This is a genomic window from Pseudomonas sp. 15C, assembly GCF_055484735.1.
Map to the genome: position 1 here is coordinate 124500 of NZ_JBUDGD010000003.1, position 18173 is coordinate 142672.

Below are 18173 nucleotides of genomic sequence, written 5' to 3' on the forward strand. Positions count from 1 at the left end.
CCTCAGCAGTCCAGTGGGTTGCGTTTTTCCGGGTCGATGCCGAACTTGACGATGGCCTCAGCCACGACTTTAGGTTCGATATCACCACGGTCAGCCAGTGCTTCCAGGGCTGCCAACACCACGAAATGACGGTCGACTTCGAAGAAATGACGCAGTTTCTTGCGGCTGTCGCTGCGGCCGAAACCGTCGGTGCCCAGGACTTTGAATTCCTTGGACGGTACCCACTGACGGATCTGCTCGGCGAACAGCTTCATGTAGTCGGTAGAGGCGATGACCGGACCTTTACGACCGTTCAGGCATTCTTCGACGTAGCTCAGCTTAGGCTTCTGGCCAGGCTTGAGACGATTGCTGCGCTCTACGGCCAGGCCGTCGCGACGCAGTTCGTTGAAGCTGGTAACGCTCCACACGTCGGCGCCGACGTTGAACTCTTCACGCAGGATCTTCGCCGCTTCACGCACTTCACGCAGGATGGTGCCGGAGCCCATCAGCTGCACGTGGTGCGCCGCGTCGCGGGTGTCTTCCTCAAGCAGGTACATGCCTTTCTTGATGCCTTCTTCGGCACCGGCCGGCATGGCTGGCTGCTGGTACGACTCGTTCATCACAGTGATGTAGTAGAAGATGTCCTGTTGCTCTTCGGTCATCTTCTTCATGCCGTCCTGAATGATCACCGCCAGCTCGTAGCCGTAGGTCGGATCGTAGGTGCGGCAGTTCGGGATGGTCGCGGCCAGCAGGTGGCTGTGACCGTCTTCGTGCTGCAGACCTTCACCATTCAGGGTGGTACGGCCGGCGGTGCCGCCGATCAGGAAGCCACGGGTACGGCTGTCGCCGGCAGCCCAGGCCAGATCGCCAATACGCTGGAAGCCGAACATCGAGTAGAAGATGTAGAACGGCAGCATCGGCTGGTTGTGGCTGGAGTACGAAGTACCGGCGGCGATGAACGAGCTCATGGCGCCTGCTTCGTTGATGCCTTCTTCAAGGATCTGACCTTTCTGGTCTTCCTTGTAGAACATCACCTGGTCTTTATCGACTGGCTCGTAGAGCTGGCCGACGGACGAGTAGATGCCGAGCTGTCGGAACATGCCCTCCATACCGAAGGTACGGGCTTCGTCCGGGATGATCGGCACGATGCGCGGGCCGATTTCCTTGTCCTTGACCAGTTGCGCGAGGATCCGCACGAAGGCCATGGTGGTGGAGATTTCACGGTCGCCGGAACCGTCGAGGATAGCCTTGAGGGTGTCCAGATCAGGAGTCGGTACGCTGAAGCTCTGCGCGCGGCGCTGCGGTACGAAACCGCCCAGTGCGGCGCGACGCTCGGCGAGGTAGCGGGCTTCGGCGCTGTTTGGCTCAGGCTTGAAGAACGGCAGGTTCTCCAGCTCTTCGTCACGGACCGGGATGTCGAAGCGGTCGCGGAACAACTTCAGGCTGTCGACATCGACTTTCTTGGTGTTGTGCGCGGTGTTTTTCGCTTCGCCGGCACCGGTGCCATAACCCTTGATGGTCTTGGCGAGGATGACGGTTGGCTGTTCTTTGTGGTTGACCGCTTCGTGGTACGCCGCGTAGACCTTGTACGGGTCGTGGCCGCCACGGTTGAGCTTCCAGATCTCGTCGTCGGACAGATCGGCAACCATTGCCTTGAGTTCAGGCGTGTTGAAGAAGTGCTCGCGAACGAACGCGCCGTCTTTGGCTTTGTAGTTCTGGTACTCGCCGTCGATGACTTCGTCCATGCGACGCTGCAGGATGCCGTCGACGTCCTTGGCCAGCAGTGGGTCCCAGAAACGGCCCCAGATGACTTTGGTCACGTTCCACTGTGCACCGCGGAACACGCCTTCGAGTTCCTGGATGATCTTGCCGTTGCCGCGAACCGGGCCATCGAGGCGCTGCAGGTTGCAGTTGATGACGAAGATCAGGTTGTCCAGCTTCTCGCGGCCGGCCAGGGAGATTGCGCCCAGGGATTCCGGCTCGTCGCACTCGCCGTCGCCCAGGAAGCACCAGACTTTCTGTTTGCCCGGCTGAATGAAACCGCGGTGTTCCAGGTACTTCATGAAACGTGCCTGGTAGATCGCCTGGATCGGGCCCAGACCCATCGATACGGTCGGGAACTGCCAGAAGTCAGGCATCAGCCACGGGTGCGGATAGGACGACAGGCCTTGACCATCGACTTCCTGACGGAAGTTGTTCATCTGGTCTTCGGTGATGCGGCCTTCCATGAAGGCACGGGCGTAAACGCCTGGCGAGGTGTGGCCCTGGAAGTAGATCAGGTCGCCGCCGTGTTCGTCGGTCGGGGCCTGGAAGAAGTAGTTGAAGCCGATGTCATACAGGGTCGCACTGGAAGCGAAGCTGGAGATGTGACCACCCAGGTCAGAATCTTTCAGGTTCGTACGCATTACCATGGCCATCGCGTTCCAGCGTACCAGCGAGCGAATGCGGCGTTCCATGAACAGGTCGCCAGGCATGCGTGCTTCGTGGGTAACGGGAATCGTGTTGCGGTAAGGCGTGGTGATGGCGTAAGGGAGCTGCGAACCGCTGCGGGTCGCCAGTTCACCCATACGGGTCATCAGATAGTGAGCACGGTCTTCGCCTTCTTTGTCGAGAACCGATTCCAGGGCGTCCAGCCATTCCTGGGTTTCGACGGGATCGAGGTCTTGCATGGCTTGCTCCAGGGCGGAAAGGCTTCCAGAATCGGTTGCCTGAGTTTGCGACTGGCCTTGTGGGCAGACGATTTAAAATTCTTGGATTGCCGACAGGTTGTTCCGGCGGCGTGTAGTTTTACTACAAATCTTCCGGCATTTCAGCCTTTCGAATGTATAGACGAGTAGTAAAACTACAGAAGAATGGCTCGTGGCCTCCAACTGCGTTGTGAGAATAATCGTTAAGGTTGGTCTTTTGCCATCCGAAAAAGGTGAAACTTTGATATTCGCTGCCAATGACAATGAATTTTCAGCTATTTCTAACTTTTGTTCGACACTCCGGCGGGTAGCGGCTTTTCGCCAATCACTACAAGCGGCCATTTACACGCCGATCAAGGATAGACCATGACCCTGCCCGTGCTTGCCGAACTGCCCGCCATTCTCCTGCCGTTGGTCAATCGATCCGAGCAGTCGTTCCGTACGGCCGTCGCCACGCTGGATGACGATCACGGTCTGGCGAACTGGACGCCCGAGCGCTGGGCGCAGTTCGCCCGCGTCAGCGCCGCCAGCGAGTTTGTCATTGAACAGAGCGTTCGTGACCCTTTGATGTTGCTGTCGCTGGTGCAGTCCGGTGAACTCGACCGGGCGTTTGCGCCGGGCGAACTGTGCACGCAAATTGCTGCTGCGGTAAATGCCGCGCAGAGCGAAGATGAACTCGGCCGCGCCCTGCGCCGCCAGCGCGCCCGGCATCAGGTGCGGATCATCTGGCGTGACCTCACCCGCCAGGCCGATCTGGTGCAGACCTGTCGCGATCTTTCGGACATGGCCGATGCCACCATCGATCAAGCCTGTCAGTGGTTGTACAGCCGTCATTGCGAACAGTTCGGCACGCCGACCGGGCGCCGCAGCGGTCTGCCGCAACAAATGGTCATTCTCGGCATGGGCAAGCTCGGCGCCGTCGAATTGAACCTGTCGTCGGACATCGACCTGATTTTTGCCTATCCCGAAGGCGGCGAGACCGTCGGGGTGAAGCGCTCGCTGGACAACCAGGAGTTCTTCATCCGTCTCGGCCAGCGCTTGATCAGGGCGCTCGACCCGATGACCGTTGACGGCTTCGTGTTCCGTGTCGACATGCGTTTGCGTCCGTACGGTTCGTCCGGCGCGCTGGTGCTGAGCTTCAACGCGCTGGAGCAGTATTACCAGGATCAGGGCCGCGACTGGGAACGCTACGCGATGATCAAGGCGCGGGTGGTGGCCGGCGATCAGGTCGCGGGTGCGCAATTGCTCGACATGCTGCGGCCGTTCGTTTATCGGCGTTATCTGGACTTCTCGGCGATCGAAGCGCTGCGTACCATGAAACAGTTGATCCAGCAGGAAGTGCGGCGCAAGGGCATGGCCGACAACATCAAACTGGGCTCTGGTGGCATCCGCGAGGTCGAGTTCATCGCCCAGGCCTTTCAGTTGATCCACGGCGGGCGCGACCTGAGCCTGCAACAGCGCCCTCTATTAAAGGTGTTGAGCACACTGGAGGGGCAGGGTTATCTGCCACCGGCGGTGGTCAGTGAGCTGCGTGAAGGCTACGAATTCCTGCGTTATACCGAGCATGCGATCCAGGCGATCGCCGACCGCCAGACCCAGATGCTTCCGGACAGCGCACAGGATCAGGCGCGCATTGCCTTCATGCTCGGTTTCGCCGATTGGGACGCTTTCCACGAGAAACTGATGTTCTGGCGCGGCCGGGTGGCCTGGCATTTCGCCCAGGTGATCGCCGATCCCGACGAAGAAGAGGGCGCCGAAAACGAAGTGGTGGTCGGCGGTGAATGGCTGCCACTTTGGGAAGAGGCGCAGGACGAAGAAGCAGCCTGCCGTCAGTTGCAGGAAGCCGGTTTTGCCGATGCGAGCAAAGCCCTGAAAGCCTTGGCCGGGTTGCGCAGCAGTCCGCAATTGCGTGCGATGCAGCGTTTGGGACGAGAGCGACTCGATGCGTTCATTCCGCGTCTGCTCGCACAGGCGGTGGAGCATGACAATCCGGATCTGGTGCTTGAACGGGTGCTGCCGTTGGTCGAGGCGGTGGCTCGGCGTTCGGCTTATCTGGTGCTGCTGACCGAGAACCCCGGTGCCCTGCGGCGTTTGTTGACGCTGTGCGCGGCGAGTCCCTGGATCGCTGAACAGATCACCCGCTTCCCGCTGTTGCTCGACGAGTTGCTGAATGAGGGCCGCCTGTTCAAGCCACCCTTGGCGCCGGAGCTGGCCGCCGAGTTGCGCGAACGGCTGACGCGGATTCCCGAAGACGACCTCGAGCAGCAGATGGAAGCCCTGCGCCATTTCAAACTGGCGCACCGCTTGCGCGTCGCCGCCTCGGAAATCGCCGGCAGCCTGCCGCTGATGAAAGTCAGCGATTACCTGACCTGGCTGGCTGAAGCGATTCTCGAACAGGTACTGGCTCTGGCCTGGCGCCAGACGGTGGCCAAATACGGCACGCCGCTGCGCACCGACGGCACCCCGTGCGACCCCGGCTTCATTATTGTCGGTTATGGCAAGGTCGGCGGTCTGGAGCTGGGGCATGGTTCGGATCTGGATCTGGTGTTCATTCACGACGGCGATCCGCAGGCGGAAACCGACGGACCGAAGTCGATTGACGGTGCGCAATTCTTCACGCGGTTGGGGCAGCGGATCATCCATCTGCTGACGGCGCAGACCAACTCCGGCCAGCTTTATGAGGTCGACATGCGGCTGCGGCCCTCCGGTGCGGCGGGGTTGCTGGTCAGCTCGCTCGGCGCTTTCGCGCGCTATCAGGAAAATGAAGCCTGGACCTGGGAACATCAGGCCTTGGTGCGGGCGCGGGTGCTGGTCGGTAGTCAGGATGTCGGTCAGGCGTTTGAGAAAGTCCGCGCGCAGGTATTGGGCAAGGTCCGTGATCTGGCGAAGCTGCAGCAGGAGGTCAGCGAGATGCGCGCGAAGATGCGCGACAACCTCGGCACCAGGAGCACCGCGGCCGGCACGGCGGCCAATGCCTTCGAGGCCACAGCCTCGTTCGACCTCAAGCAGGACGCCGGAGGTATCGTCGATATTGAATTTATGGTGCAATACGCGGCTCTGGCGTGGTCGCAAAGCCACCCGCCGCTGCTGCGCTGGACCGATAACATCCGCATTCTGGAAGAGCTGGAACACGCAGGGCTGATGCCTGCCGAAGATGCCAGCCTGCTGCGCGAGGCCTATAAAGCCTACCGCTCGGCCGCGCACCGGCAGGCCTTGCAAAAGGACGCCGGGGTGATCCCGGGCGACCAGTTTGTCGAAGAGCGCCGACAGGTCATGCGAATCTGGCGTGAGTTGGGGCTAAGCTGATCCACAGATGTATGGATGAATGCAAAACCCTGTAGGCCTTCGCCTGCTCGCGATAGCGGAGTATCAGACGACATCATTGTGGAATGTAACGACCCCATCGCGAGCAGCGCCGCTCCCTCAGTGATTCTCGAGGCGGGGAGGCGTAATTGCCTCCCCGGTTCGTTTTTGGAAAGCACATGAATATTTTGATCGTTGGGCCCAGTTGGGTCGGTGACATGGTGATGGCGCAGACACTGTTTCAGTGTCTCAGGCAGCGCCACCCGCAATGCGCAATCGACGTGCTGGCGCCCGAGTGGAGCCGGCCGATCCTTGAGCGCATGCCCGAAGTGCGCAAGGCCTTGAGTTTTCCGCTCGGCCACGGCGCGCTGGAACTGGCGACGCGTCGGCGCATCGGCAAATCCCTCGCCGGGCAGTACGATCAGGCGATCCTGTTGCCCAACTCGTTGAAGTCGGCGCTGGTGCCGTTTTTTGCCGGCATTCCCAAGCGCACCGGCTGGCGCGGCGAGTTTCGTTACGGCCTGCTCAACGACGTGCGCACGCTGGATAAAGAACGTTATCCGCTGATGATCGAGCGCTTCATGGCCCTGGCCTACGAGCCGAACGCTGAATTGCCGAAACCCTACCCGCGGCCGAGCCTGCAAATCGATCCGCAGACCCGCGAAGCGGCGCTGGCCAAGTTCGGCCTGAGCCTCGACCGCCCGGTGTTGGCCCTGTGCCCCGGCGCCGAGTTCGGCGAATCCAAGCGCTGGCCGTCCGAGCACTACGCCAAGGTCGCCGAAGCGCGCATTCGCGAAGGCTGGCAAGTGTGGCTGTTCGGCTCGAAAAACGATCACGCGGTCGGCGAAGACATCCGCGCGCGTTTGATTCCGGGCCTGCGCGAGGAATCGGTGAATCTCAGTGGTGGTACTTCGCTGGCCGAAGCCATCGACCTGCTGTCGTGTGCCGACTCGGTGGTGTCCAACGACTCCGGCCTGATGCACGTCGCCGCTGCGTTGAACCGCCCGCTGGTCGCCGTCTACGGTTCGACTTCGCCGGGCTTCACCCCGCCGCTGGCCGAGCAGGTCGAAGTGGTGCGCCTGGGCATCGAATGCAGCCCGTGCTTCGACCGTACGTGCCGATTCGGCCATTACAACTGCCTGCGCCAATTGATGCCGGACGCCGTCAACGACGCCTTGCACAAGTTGCACGGCTCCGTGGTCGAGGTTCATTAAGTTGCGGGTACTGTTGATCAAGACTTCATCGCTGGGCGACGTGATTCACGCGTTGCCGGCGCTGACCGACGCGGCCCGGGCGATCCCCGGAATCAAGTTCGACTGGGTGGTGGAGGAAGGCTTCGCCGAGATTCCGACCTGGCACCCGGCGGTCGGCAAAGTGATCCCGGTGGCGATCCGCCGCTGGCGCAAGAATCTGTGGAAGACCCTCACCAGCGGCGAATGGAAGCGCTTCAAGCAAAGCGTGCGCGCCAATAAATACGATCTGGTGATCGACGCTCAAGGCCTGCTGAAAAGTGCCTGGCTGACCCGCTACGTCAAAGCCCCGGTCGCCGGCCTCGATAAAACCTCGGCCCGTGAGCCGCTGGCGGCGCGTTTCTATGATCGCAAACTGGCCGTGGCCCGTGGGCAGCACGCCGTCGAGCGGGTACGGCAACTGTTCGCCATCGCGCTGGGCTATGACCTGCCCAAAGGCCTGGGCGATTATGGCCTCAACGTCGAGCGCCTGGTCGAGCTGCCGCGCAAGAACGCTTTCGTGGTGTTCCTGCATGGCACCACTTGGGACACCAAGCACTGGCCGGAAATCTACTGGCGCGAGCTGACCGAACGGGTCGGCTACCTTGGCGTCGGCGTGAAGCTGCCGTGGGGCAATGAGCAGGAAAAAGCGCGAGCCGAAAGAATCGCCGCTGGCTTCAAACATGCCGAAGTGCTGCCAAAGCTGAATCTGGCCGGCGTCGGCAAAGTCCTTGCCGGCGCGCAAGCCTGCGTCGCAGTGGACACCGGCCTCGGTCATCTGGCCGCGGCGCTGGACGTGCCGACCCTCTCGCTGTTCGGCCCGACCAACCCGGGCCTGACCGGCGCTTACGGCAAACTGCAGATTCACCTGGCCAGCGATTTTCCGTGCGCGCCGTGCATGCAGAAGAAATGTACCTATCAACCGACCGCGCAGGATGCCCGTCAGTTTGACCTCAAGCGTGAACAGCCACTGTGCTTCACGCGTGTAAACCCCGAGCGTGTCGCCAGCCGACTGAGCACGTTGTTAATGGCTGAGGAGCTGCGCTGATGCAATTGGCATTCGTCCTGTACAAATATTTCCCGTTCGGTGGCTTGCAGCGCGACTTCATGCGCATCGCCCTCGAATGCCAGCAGCGCGGCCATCAGATCCGCGTCTACACGCTGATCTGGGAAGGCGACGTGCCGCCGGGCTTCGAAGTGCTGGTAGCGCCGGTCAAGGCATTGTTCAACCATCGCCGCAACGAAAAGCTCAGTGCGTGGATGCAAGCAGATCTTGCCAGGCGTCCGGTCGACAGGCTGATCGGCTTCAACAAGATGCCCGGACTCGACGTCTACTACGCGGCCGACGGCTGCTTCGAAGACAAAGCACAGAATCTGCGCAACTCGCTGTACCGGCGTTGGGGCCGTTACCGCCACTTCGCCGAGTACGAGCGCGCCGTGTTCGCGAAAGACGCGAAAACCGAAGTGCTGATGATTTCCGAAGTGCAGCAGCCGCTGTTCATCAAGCATTACGACACCCCGCTCGAACGCTTCCATCTGCTGCCGCCGGGCATTGCCCAGGACCGTCGACGCCCGGCGAATGCCGATGAAATTCGCGCCGGTTTCCGTGCTGAATTCAATCTCGGGGACGACGAGCTGCTGCTGGTGCAGATCGGTTCCGGCTTCAAGACCAAAGGCGTCGATCGCAGCCTCAAGGCGCTCGCCGCGCTACCCGCGGAACTGAAGAAACGCACCCGGCTGTTTGTAATCGGCCAGGATGACCCCAAGTTATTCCAGATGCAGAGCGCGACGTTGGGCCTTGGCGACAACGTGACGTTCCTCAAGGGCCGCAGCGATATCCCGCGTTTTCTGCTCGGCGCCGACCTGTTGATCCACCCTGCGTACAACGAGAACACCGGCACTGTGCTGCTTGAAGCGCTGGTCGCCGGCCTGCCGGTACTGGTCAGCGCGGTCTGCGGTTATGCCCATTACATCGCCGAGGCCGACGCCGGGCGAGTACTGGACGAACCCTTCGAGCAGACGCAGTTGACGCAATACCTGACTGACATGTTGAGCGACGACGCTGCACGGGCGGCCTGGAGCCGCAATGGTCTGGCCTTCGCCGAGACGGCCGACCTTTACAGCATGCCGCAGCACGCGGCCGATGTGATTCTGGCGGAGCACGCTTAATGAAGTTGATGCTGGCTGAACCGTTCAAAAGCCTTTGGGCCGGACGCGATCCGTTCGCCGAAGTCGAAGGCTTGCAGGGCGAGGTATACCGCGAGCTGGAAGCGCGCCGGACACTGCGCACGGAAGTCGATGGCCACGGATTTTTCGTGAAGATCCACCGTGGCATCGGCTGGGGCGAAATCTTCAAGAACCTGCTGACGGCCAAGCTGCCGGTGCTCGGCGCGGGCCAGGAATGGCAGGCGATTCAGCGTCTGCAGGAAGTCGGCGTGCCGACCATGACCGCTGTCGCCTATGGCGAGAAGGGCAGCAACCCGGCGGATCAGCATTCGTTCATCGTTACCGAAGAACTGGCGCCGACCATCAGCCTGGAAGATTTCAGCATCGACTGGGTCAAGCAGCCGCCCGAGCCAAAACTCAAGCGCGCATTGATTGCCGAGGTCGCACGCATGACCGGCATGATGCACCGTGCCGGCGTCAATCACCGCGATTGCTACATCTGTCACTTCCTGCTGCACACCGATAAACCGGTGACGCCGGAAGATTTCAAGCTGTCGGTGATCGATCTGCACCGCGCGCAGACCCGCACGGCGATTACCCAGCGCTGGCGCAACAAGGATCTGGCGGCGCTGTACTTTTCCGCGCTGGACATCGGCCTGACCCGCCGCGACAAGCTGCGTTTTCTCAAGGACTATTTCCAGCAGCCGCTGCGCCAGATCCTTGCCGAAGAAGCGCCGCTGCTGAACTGGTTGCAAGGCAAGGCCGACAAGCTCTACGCACGCAAACAGCGTTACGGGGATGCGCTCTGATGGCGGGGTGGATTCTGGAGCCGGCCTACAGCGACCTCGCCGAAGATTTCGGCAGTCTCGAAGCGGTGTTTGCCCTGCAAGGTGAGCGCCTGACCCGCGACCCGTTGTCCGAGGTGATTCGCGTGCAGCGCAACGGCGTCAATTACTACGTCAAACGCTACGTCGGCGCCGGTAAAGGCTTGCGCCGTTACCTCGGCAAGCCGCGGGTGAAGATGGAGTGGCAGAACCTCAAGCGCTTCGCCAAGTGGGGCATTCCCACTGCCGAAGTGGTCGCCTGGGGTCTTGAGCGACGCGGTGCAGCGTATGATCGCGGCGCGATGATCACCCGCGAACTGCCGCATACCGAAGACCTCTCTGCGCTTGCCGAACGCAAGGACCCGAAACTCAAGGATCGCGCCTGGGTCGACGGCATCAGTCAGCAACTGGCCGGTTATACCCGGACAATGCACGATCACCGTTTTACCCATAACGATCTGAAATGGCGCAACCTGTTGATTGACGATCAGGCGCACATCTTTCTGATCGACTGCCCCAATGGCGAGTTCTGGCGTGGCTTCTGGCTCAAGTATCGGATCACCAAGGATCTGGCCTGTCTCGACAAGCTCGCCAAATATCACCTGTCGAACACCCAGCGCCTGCGCTTTTACAAGCAGTATCGCCAGTGCGATCGGCTTGATAGCGCCGACAAGAAGCGGATTCGGCACGTGGTGAGATTTTTCGAGGGACGTGAATGACTGATTTTCTGGCCGAAGATGACCGCGCACTGCTGGCGCGTCATGGCCTGGACACTTTTGATGCGCTGTGGGCAAAAGAGCTTGAGGCCGTGGACGAACCCAATACCGCCGGCGGTGGCTGGAGCAGTGTGTTTCGTCTGAATCTGGAGGGGCAGGGGTATTACCTCAAGCGCCAGAGCAACTATCTGACGCGCACGCTGCATGCGCCGTTCGGCGAGCCCAGTTTTGCCCGCGAATTTCGCAACATCAGCCGCTATCGCAAGCTCGGCATACCGGCGCTGCAAGCGGCGTTTTTCGGTGAGCGCAAGGTCAACGGTGAGGTTCGCGCGATTCTGCTGACCCGCGCGCTGGACGGCTGGAACGATCTGGATTCGCTGTTGCAACGCTGGGCGCAACTCGACCGCGCGCAGCAGTCGGCGATCCTGCGTGCCTGCGGGCAGCTGGCGCAGCGCCTGCATGGTGTGCGTCAGGTGCACGGTTGTTTTTATCCCAAGCATATTTTCTTGCGGGCCGTGGGTGACGAATACCAGGCGCAATTGATCGATCTGGAAAAGACCCGGCCGTTGCTGTTTGGCGTGCGCGACCGCATCAAGGATCTGGAGCCGCTGCAGCGCCGTGCGCCGCAGTGGACCGAGGCGCAACTGCGCGAGTTGCTGGCCGCTTATCTGGATCAGCCTGGCGACAGCTCGCTGGTCGACAGCTGGCTTGCCCGGCTGACCGCGCGTCGCACGCACAAGGAGACGCGCTGATGCGATTGTCCGAACTGGCCAATGTAGGGCGTACCCCGGCGCTGCCGCTGACAGTAACGCTGGCCGATGCCGCCGGCAGTGCCGACTTGCAACTGTTGAGTCTGCTGCGGGTATTGCCGGGGCAGCGTTATGTGGGCGCCGGCGTCTGGCGCGGCCGGCCGGTGCTGGCCAAACTGCTGGTTGGCAGCAAGGCCGCGCGGCATTTTCAGCGTGAGCTGCAAGGCGTGCGTCTGCTGGCTGAGCAAGGCATGACCACACCGCTGCTGCTGGCCGATGGGTTGACCAGTGGCGAGGGCGGCTGGCTGCTCTTCGAGTTTCTTGAAAACGCTGAAAGCCTTGGCGACGCCTGGGCGCAAGTCGAGTCCCTGCCGGTTTTAGCTGACGAGCAGTCCGCGGTGCTGGCCGAGGCGCTGGGCGCGATTGGCCAATTGCACGGCAAAGGCCTCTGGCAGGAAGACCTGCACCTGGACAATCTGCTGCGCCATGGCGGCCAGTTGTACTTGATCGACGGCGCCGGTATTCGCGCGGAAACCGCCGGGCAACCGTTGTCGCGGCAAAAGGTTCTGGAAAACCTCGGGGTGTTTTTCGCCCAGTTGCCCAAGACGCTTGAACCGTTCACCGAAGAGTTGCTGGTGTATTACCTGCTGAGCAACAGCGAGCACGCGTTGCCGCTGGAAGCCTTGCAGAAACAGATCGACAAAGTGCGCCGTTGGCGACTGAAGGACTTCCTGCTCAAGGTCGGCCGCGAATGTACGCTGTTCAGCGTACGGCGCGGCGCATTCGGCCTGCGGGCGATCCGCCGCGAAGAAGAAGCGGCGATGGTGCCGGTGCTGGAGCAGGCCGATGCATTGCTTGATCAGGGGCATCTCTACAAGACCGGCGGCGCGGCGAGCGTCGGCAAGGTTCAGGTGGGCGAGCGCACGCTGGTGATCAAGCGCTATAACATCAAGGGATTCGCGCACTGGCTCAAGCGCTTCTGGCGGCCGAGCCGTGCGTGGCACTCATGGCGCGAAGGCAATCGCCTGGCGTTTCTCGGGATCGCCACACCCAAACCACTGGCCGTGCTGGAAAAACGTTTTCTTTGGCTGCGCGGTCGCGCCTGTCTGGTGACCGAGTTCCTGCCGGGACCGGACATCATCGAGCGCTTTGCGCCTTATGTCGAAAGTGGCGAAGCCCCCGAGGCGGAACTGCAGGCACTGGATCTGCTGTTCGCGCAATTGATCAGCGAGCGCATCAGTCACGGTGATTTCAAGGGCCACAACGTATTCTGGCAGGAGGATCGCTGGGCATTGATCGATCTGGACTCGATGTGCCAGCACGGCTCTGTCGGCAGTTTCGCGCAGGCTTACGTCCGTGACCGCGCGCGATTCATGCGTAACTGGCCGCAAGGCAGTGCATTGTATCGGGTCATCGATCAGCGGTTACCGAATGAGGTGGCCGATTCATCCTCGGCCAATCGCACAGGGTAATTCCCCTCTCGTTTACGCTATAATCCCGCGCTTTAGCTGTCTCTCGCCTGTGCGGGGATACATCAATTTTTCAAGGCGCATCGCGCCTGTACGCAGACTTAAGAGGCTAGACCCCTGTGGCATTGACGATTCTTGGCCTGTCCGGCGCCCTTAGCCATGACCCTTCAGCAGCCTTGTACATCGACGGCAAGCTGGTGGCGGCGGCTGAGGAAGAGCGCTTCGTACGCGATAAGCATGCAAAGAACCGCATGCCCTACGAGTCGGCGAAGTTCTGTCTGGAACAGGCCGGCATCAAGCCGTCCGATGTTGACGTGGTCGCGATCCCGTTTGCCCCGATCAGCCTCTTCGGCAAGGCCCGCTGGCACTACGCCAAGCGCTACTGGTACGCCCCGGATCGCGCCCTCGATGCGATCCTGATGGGCAACCGCCGCTACAAGCGCTACCGCAACAAGATCGTCTGGTGCCTTGAACAACTGGGTTTCGATCCGAAAAAGATCAAGATCGAGCCGGTCGAGCATCATCTGGCCCACGCCTCCAGCGCTTACCACTGCTCCGGTTTCAAGGAAAAAACCGCGATTCTCGGGATCGATGGCAAGGGCGAGTACGCCACGACTTTCTTCGGCTATGGCGAAAACGGCAAGATCCACAAGATCAAGGAATTCTTCGATCCGGACTCCCTCGGCGGTCTGTACGGGGCAATCACCGAGTTCCTCGGCTTCGAAATGCTCGACGGCGAATTCAAGGTCATGGGCATGGCGCCCTACGGTGATGCCAGCAAGTACGACTTTTCACGTCTGGCCTCGTTCGAGAACGGCGAGCTGGTGATCAACACCGACTACGCCAACGTGATCGGCCTGCGTCGCTACAAGGAGAAGGGCAAAGGCTTTTACTTCTCACCGAAGCTGATCGAATGGCTGGGCCCGAAGCGCGAAGGTGATATCGCTGACGAGCCTTACATCCATTACGCCGCGAGCATGCAAGCGCTGTTCGAGAAGCTGGCGTTGCAGATGATCGACCACTATCTGGGCGACGTGCTCAAGGAAACCGGCAAGCTGGCGTTCGCCGGTGGCTGTGCGTTGAACGTCAAGCTGAACCAGAAAATCATCGCCCGCGACGACATCAAGGAGCTGTTCGTGCAGCCTGCCTCCGGCGATGCCGGCACCGCAGTGGGCGCCGCCGCCTACGTGTCGCATGCCCGTGGCGTACCGGTGGAGAAGATGGAACACGTCTATCTCGGTCCGTCCTACAGCAACGAAGACGTGATCGCCGCGTGCGCCCGTCACGCCAACAAGCCGGCCTGGCGCAAGCTCGACAACATGCCGGAGCAGATCGCCAGAATCATGGTCGACGGCAACCCGGTCGCCTGGTTTCAGGGGCGCATGGAGTTCGGCCCGCGTGCCTTGGGTGGTCGTTCGATCATCGGTTGCCCGAGCGTCGCCGGCGTGGCCGACCGGATCAACCACCAGATCAAGTTCCGCGAGCGCTGGAGGCCTTTCTGCCCGTCGATGCTCGACACCGTTGCGCCGCAGATGATCAAGATCGATCATCCGGCACCGTTCATGACGTTCACCTTCGAAGTCGCTGAAGAGTGGAAAACCCGCGTACCGGAAGTTGTCCACGAAGACGGCACTTCTCGCGCCCAGGTACTCAAACGCGAATACAACCCGCGCTACTACGACATGATGAAGGCGCTGGAAAACCTCACCGGCAACGGTGTATCGCTGAACACCTCGCTCAATCGTCGTGGCGAGCCGATGATCTGTTCGCCGACCGATGCGCTGAACATGTTTTTCGGTTCGGATCTGGAATACCTGATCATGGAAGATATTCTGGTCGTGAAAGAGGGTGTGAAAGGATACGAACTTGACTGAGACACTGATCAGCGTCGTCATTCCGGTCTACAACTACGCGCGAACGCTTTCACGTGCAGTGGAGTCGGTGTTGGCGCAGCTGGACGAGGCGGTGGCGGATTTACTGGTCATTGACGATGGGTCGACGGACGACACGCCTCAGGTCGTCGAACAGCTCTTGCTCAAGCATGGCGGGCGCTTTCGTGCGCTGCGCAAAAGCAATGGTGGATTGTCCTCGGTGCGCAATCTTGGCATCGAGGAAACCACCGGGCAGTTTCTGGTGTTTCTCGATTCCGATGATGAGATGGCGCCCGGCGCATTGGCGGCGCTGTCGCAACACATCACCGGTAACCCGCAAAGCCGGATGGTGATCGGGTCGCATTGGTCAGTGTTCGCTGATGGCAAGCGTAGCTTGCAGGCCGTCAGGCCACTGCCGGCGGCGCCGCGACAGCGGTTGCAGGGTTACTTGCTGGACAAGACCGTGTCTATTTCAAATGGCGCGTGTGCGATGCATCGCAGCGTTTTCGGCCCGGGCAATTATCCTGAGCATCTGCGCAACGTTGAAGACTTGCCGGTATTTGCCCAGGTTCTGGCGCGTTTTCCATGCAGCGTCGTGAACGAACCGTTGGCGCTCATTCACAAGCATGCGGACAGCATGCGCCATGATTTGCGCCAAAGCCTTGCGGCCGGCACCGATCAGGTGGTCAACGAAGTGTTCTCCCGCCGGCGCATGCCTGAACAGATGCAGGATTTGCGTCAGGCATTTCTGGCACAGCGTTGTCTGTCCTTGTTTCGCGATTGCTACTCGCACGGCGAATACCAATTGGCCAAGGACTTCTATTTAAAGGCCTTGCGTGCTGACTGGCGCACGATCAAGCGTTGGTCCTACGCGCGAAAGGCATTGCGATCATTATTTCGGTAAATCGCAGGGAAGAGTGTGTACCTGATTATGGATGAGGTGGCTGGGTGAGGGTTGTGAGCATGAAGATTGGGGCTCAAGTCTCCCGGATCATCGATGGATATCCTGTAGGGCTGGCATTCTTTGGCAGTGTGCTGTTATCGCTGATCGCTGTGTTGGGCACGGCGACGGTGGGGCGTGATGCCGCGCTGTACATCGATATTGCACAACAGGTCACCGAGCTCGGGCCCAATGTGGCGTGGGCTACGTTCGACTGGCCGTGGTTTTCGTTATTGCTCGCCGCCACGCACAGTGTTTTGCGTTTGCCGCTGGAACTGAGTGCATATCTCTGGTGCGGTCTGTTTTTCGCCGGTACCAGCGCGTTGATGGTCGATTGCGTGCGCCAGCGTTCGCCTGATCTGGCGCGGTGGGCCTGCCTTGTCGTGCTGGCGATGCCGGCGGTCAACGCCTTTCGAAACGACATCATCCGCGAATGCGGCTTCTGGTTTTTCTGCACCTTGACGCTCTGGCTCGCGTCGCGCTGGCAATCGCGCGGCGGTTGGCTGTGGGCGGCCGCCATTCATCTGGCGATTGCTGCTGCAGCGCTGTTTCGCCTTGAGGCGCTGCTGCTGGTGCCGGCTCTGGCACTCTGGCAACTGCCCAATCTGTGGACGCCGAACCGTCGCATGCAATTCGTGCAGTTCTCGATTCTGCCGATGGCAGGCCTGCTGTTGGTGGTCGTAACGGGTGTGTTGATGTCGGCGCGGGTCGTGCTTTATCTGGACATGATCGAGCCTCGCGGAGTGTTCGCCTCGTTTCAGATGTTGTGCGATCAGTTCGGCAATTCGCTGATCAACAAATACTCCCGGGACGAAGCTGGCCGTATCATCTTTTTTGGCATCCTGGCGACGATGACTATCTCGTTCGTCAAGTTGATGGGGCCGTTCGCTGTGCCGTTCGTACTGCGCCGCAATTGGGGCGTGCTCGGCACTTACTGGCGCGATTACCGCCCGTTCGCCTGGGCGGCGTTGTTGTATGTGGTGGTGCTGGTGCTGTTTTTCATCAAGCAGCAGTTCATGAACGCCCGCTACTTGAGCTTCCTCAACCTGTTGTTCGTGCCGGTGATGGCGATGGGGCTGGCGGCGTTCGTTCGCCAGTTTCCGCGGCTGGGCAAGGCTCTGGTGGTTCTGGGCTTGCTGATGATGCTGGCGAACGTGGTGTCTACCGGGGCCGGCAAAACGCATTACGTTGCCGCTGGGCGCTGGGCCTCAAGCCACATCGAGCGCGGCGTGCCGACCTACTTCGAAGACGGCCGGATCAGTTATTACGCCGGTCGCGGTTATGTGCTACCCAGCCTGACCCGCGAAGAAGCGATGTCGCCGACGCATGCAGCAAAATTCCGCTATTTCGTGATCGAGGCGAAGGGTGATGAGCCGTGGCTGAAGGAGTGGCTGGCGGCGCATCGGATGTGCGTGCTCGAACACTTCGAGAATCGCAAGGGTGCTGCGATCGTGGTCATCGGACGCTGAGGCTTACACCAGCAACGGCCGCAGGCGCGAGATCAGTGGCGCCTGGCGGTTGCTCGGCAGCGCCTGGCGGTAGCCTTCGATAAAACTGTCGCCGGCATCGTCGCCGAGCAACCAATGACGGTCTTCCTTATAGCGCAGCAAGTGCGCGAAGTTGCGCAGGCGTTTGCTGTCACTCAGGGCTCGTTTTTGGCAGCGCAGATCGGCGATGTCGATCAGGCCCAGTTGGTTGTCCGGGGTCAGCACCACATTGCCGAAGTGCAGCGATCGGAAATACACGCCTTTTTCATGCAGCAGGGCGAAGTAGCTGCCCAACTGCTTTCTCAGTGAATCGCCATCCTCGGCAGAGCCTTGTAGCTGGCGCACCGTGCTGCCTTCCAGTGGACTGTAGTAAACACCGTCGCGCTCGATACTCGGGATGCGATAGACCGCGATGACTTGCGGGCAAAGAATGCCGCGTTGCTGAAGCGCCCGGGTGTTGTTGGCAAAGCGCTGCGCGTAGGGGAAGAACAGCGCCGAGCTGAGCAAGCGCTTGCGACGGAACAGTTTGAGCATGCGGCCGTCGGCCAGCCTCAGCACCTTGTCGCCGGAACCGTCGGCCTCCAGAACCTGTGCACCTTTGCGCAGTGCCTCGTAAGTGCTGTGGTCAATCGATTGCATAGCGGGCTCCCCATCGTTAGCGGCGTATCTTAACCGACTTGGTCAAAGGCTGGCGCGCCGTCATGTTTATCGGGGAAAAAAGGCCTGTGATATCATCCCCGCCTCACTGAATTG

13 protein-coding genes are annotated in these 18173 nt (G+C 60.7%); 11 read left to right on the forward strand and 2 right to left on the reverse strand.

Features of this window, described 5'->3' with window-relative positions:
• Positions 1–2: 2 nt before the first annotated feature.
• On the reverse strand, positions 3–2648 hold the full coding sequence (gene aceE / locus ACYYKW_RS03335) for a pyruvate dehydrogenase (acetyl-transferring), homodimeric type (RefSeq protein ID WP_090280595.1): 2646 nt from the start codon (positions 2646–2648) through the stop codon (positions 3–5).
• A gap of 384 nt (positions 2649–3032) precedes the next feature.
• On the opposite strand from aceE, the gene glnE reads away from it, so the two are divergent.
• The 11 genes from glnE to ACYYKW_RS03390 all read left to right on the forward strand — a co-directional run bounded on the left by glnE (position 3033) and on the right by ACYYKW_RS03390 (position 17402).
• Complete coding sequence (gene glnE / locus ACYYKW_RS03340) at positions 3033–5972, forward strand: bifunctional [glutamate--ammonia ligase]-adenylyl-L-tyrosine phosphorylase/[glutamate--ammonia-ligase] adenylyltransferase (RefSeq protein ID WP_464989406.1); 2940 nt, start codon at positions 3033–3035, stop codon at positions 5970–5972.
• Between the two features lie 176 nt (positions 5973–6148).
• Positions 6149–7183 carry a lipopolysaccharide heptosyltransferase II gene (gene waaF / locus ACYYKW_RS03345; RefSeq protein ID WP_090280601.1) on the forward strand — a complete coding sequence of 345 codons (1035 nt, stop codon included), beginning with the start codon at positions 6149–6151 and terminating at the stop codon, positions 7181–7183.
• A 1-nt stretch (position 7184) separates the two neighbouring features.
• A complete protein-coding gene (gene waaC, locus ACYYKW_RS03350) occupies positions 7185–8246 on the forward strand; it encodes a lipopolysaccharide heptosyltransferase I (RefSeq protein ID WP_093105561.1) in 1062 nt (353 codons plus the stop codon).
• On the forward strand, positions 8246–9367 hold the full coding sequence (locus ACYYKW_RS03355) for a glycosyltransferase family 4 protein (RefSeq protein WP_336355873.1): 1122 nt from the start codon (positions 8246–8248) through the stop codon (positions 9365–9367). Before waaC ends, ACYYKW_RS03355 begins: the two co-directional genes overlap by 1 nt.
• Positions 9367–10173: a lipopolysaccharide core heptose(I) kinase RfaP gene (rfaP, locus tag ACYYKW_RS03360; RefSeq protein WP_093105551.1), complete on the forward strand. Its 807-nt coding sequence runs from the start codon at positions 9367–9369 to the stop codon at positions 10171–10173. The genes ACYYKW_RS03355 and rfaP overlap by 1 nt, the downstream gene beginning before the upstream one ends.
• A complete protein-coding gene (locus tag ACYYKW_RS03365; RefSeq protein WP_090280612.1) occupies positions 10173–10907 on the forward strand; it encodes a lipopolysaccharide kinase InaA family protein in 735 nt (244 codons plus the stop codon). The genes rfaP and ACYYKW_RS03365 overlap by 1 nt, the downstream gene beginning before the upstream one ends.
• Positions 10904–11656, forward strand: a complete 753-nt coding sequence (locus ACYYKW_RS03370) for a lipopolysaccharide kinase InaA family protein (protein WP_093105547.1) — start codon at positions 10904–10906, stop codon at positions 11654–11656. The genes ACYYKW_RS03365 and ACYYKW_RS03370 overlap by 4 nt, the downstream gene beginning before the upstream one ends.
• Positions 11656–13125: a lipopolysaccharide kinase InaA family protein gene (locus tag ACYYKW_RS03375; protein WP_464989407.1), complete on the forward strand. Its 1470-nt coding sequence runs from the start codon at positions 11656–11658 to the stop codon at positions 13123–13125. The genes ACYYKW_RS03370 and ACYYKW_RS03375 overlap by 1 nt, the downstream gene beginning before the upstream one ends.
• Positions 13126–13241: 116 nt before the next feature.
• Positions 13242–14996 carry a carbamoyltransferase family protein gene (locus ACYYKW_RS03380; RefSeq protein WP_090280623.1) on the forward strand — a complete coding sequence of 585 codons (1755 nt, stop codon included), beginning with the start codon at positions 13242–13244 and terminating at the stop codon, positions 14994–14996.
• On the forward strand, positions 14989–15897 hold the full coding sequence (locus tag ACYYKW_RS03385; RefSeq protein WP_090280625.1) for a glycosyltransferase family 2 protein: 909 nt from the start codon (positions 14989–14991) through the stop codon (positions 15895–15897). Before ACYYKW_RS03380 ends, ACYYKW_RS03385 begins: the two co-directional genes overlap by 8 nt.
• Before the next feature lie 59 nt (positions 15898–15956).
• Positions 15957–17402 carry a hypothetical protein gene (locus ACYYKW_RS03390; protein ID WP_464989408.1) on the forward strand — a complete coding sequence of 482 codons (1446 nt, stop codon included), beginning with the start codon at positions 15957–15959 and terminating at the stop codon, positions 17400–17402.
• Between the two features lie 3 nt (positions 17403–17405).
• On the opposite strand, the gene ACYYKW_RS03395 is transcribed toward ACYYKW_RS03390, so the two are convergent.
• Positions 17406–18059, reverse strand: a complete 654-nt coding sequence (locus ACYYKW_RS03395; protein WP_090280631.1) for a protein kinase family protein — start codon at positions 18057–18059, stop codon at positions 17406–17408.
• Between the last annotated feature and the right edge of the window lie 114 nt (positions 18060–18173).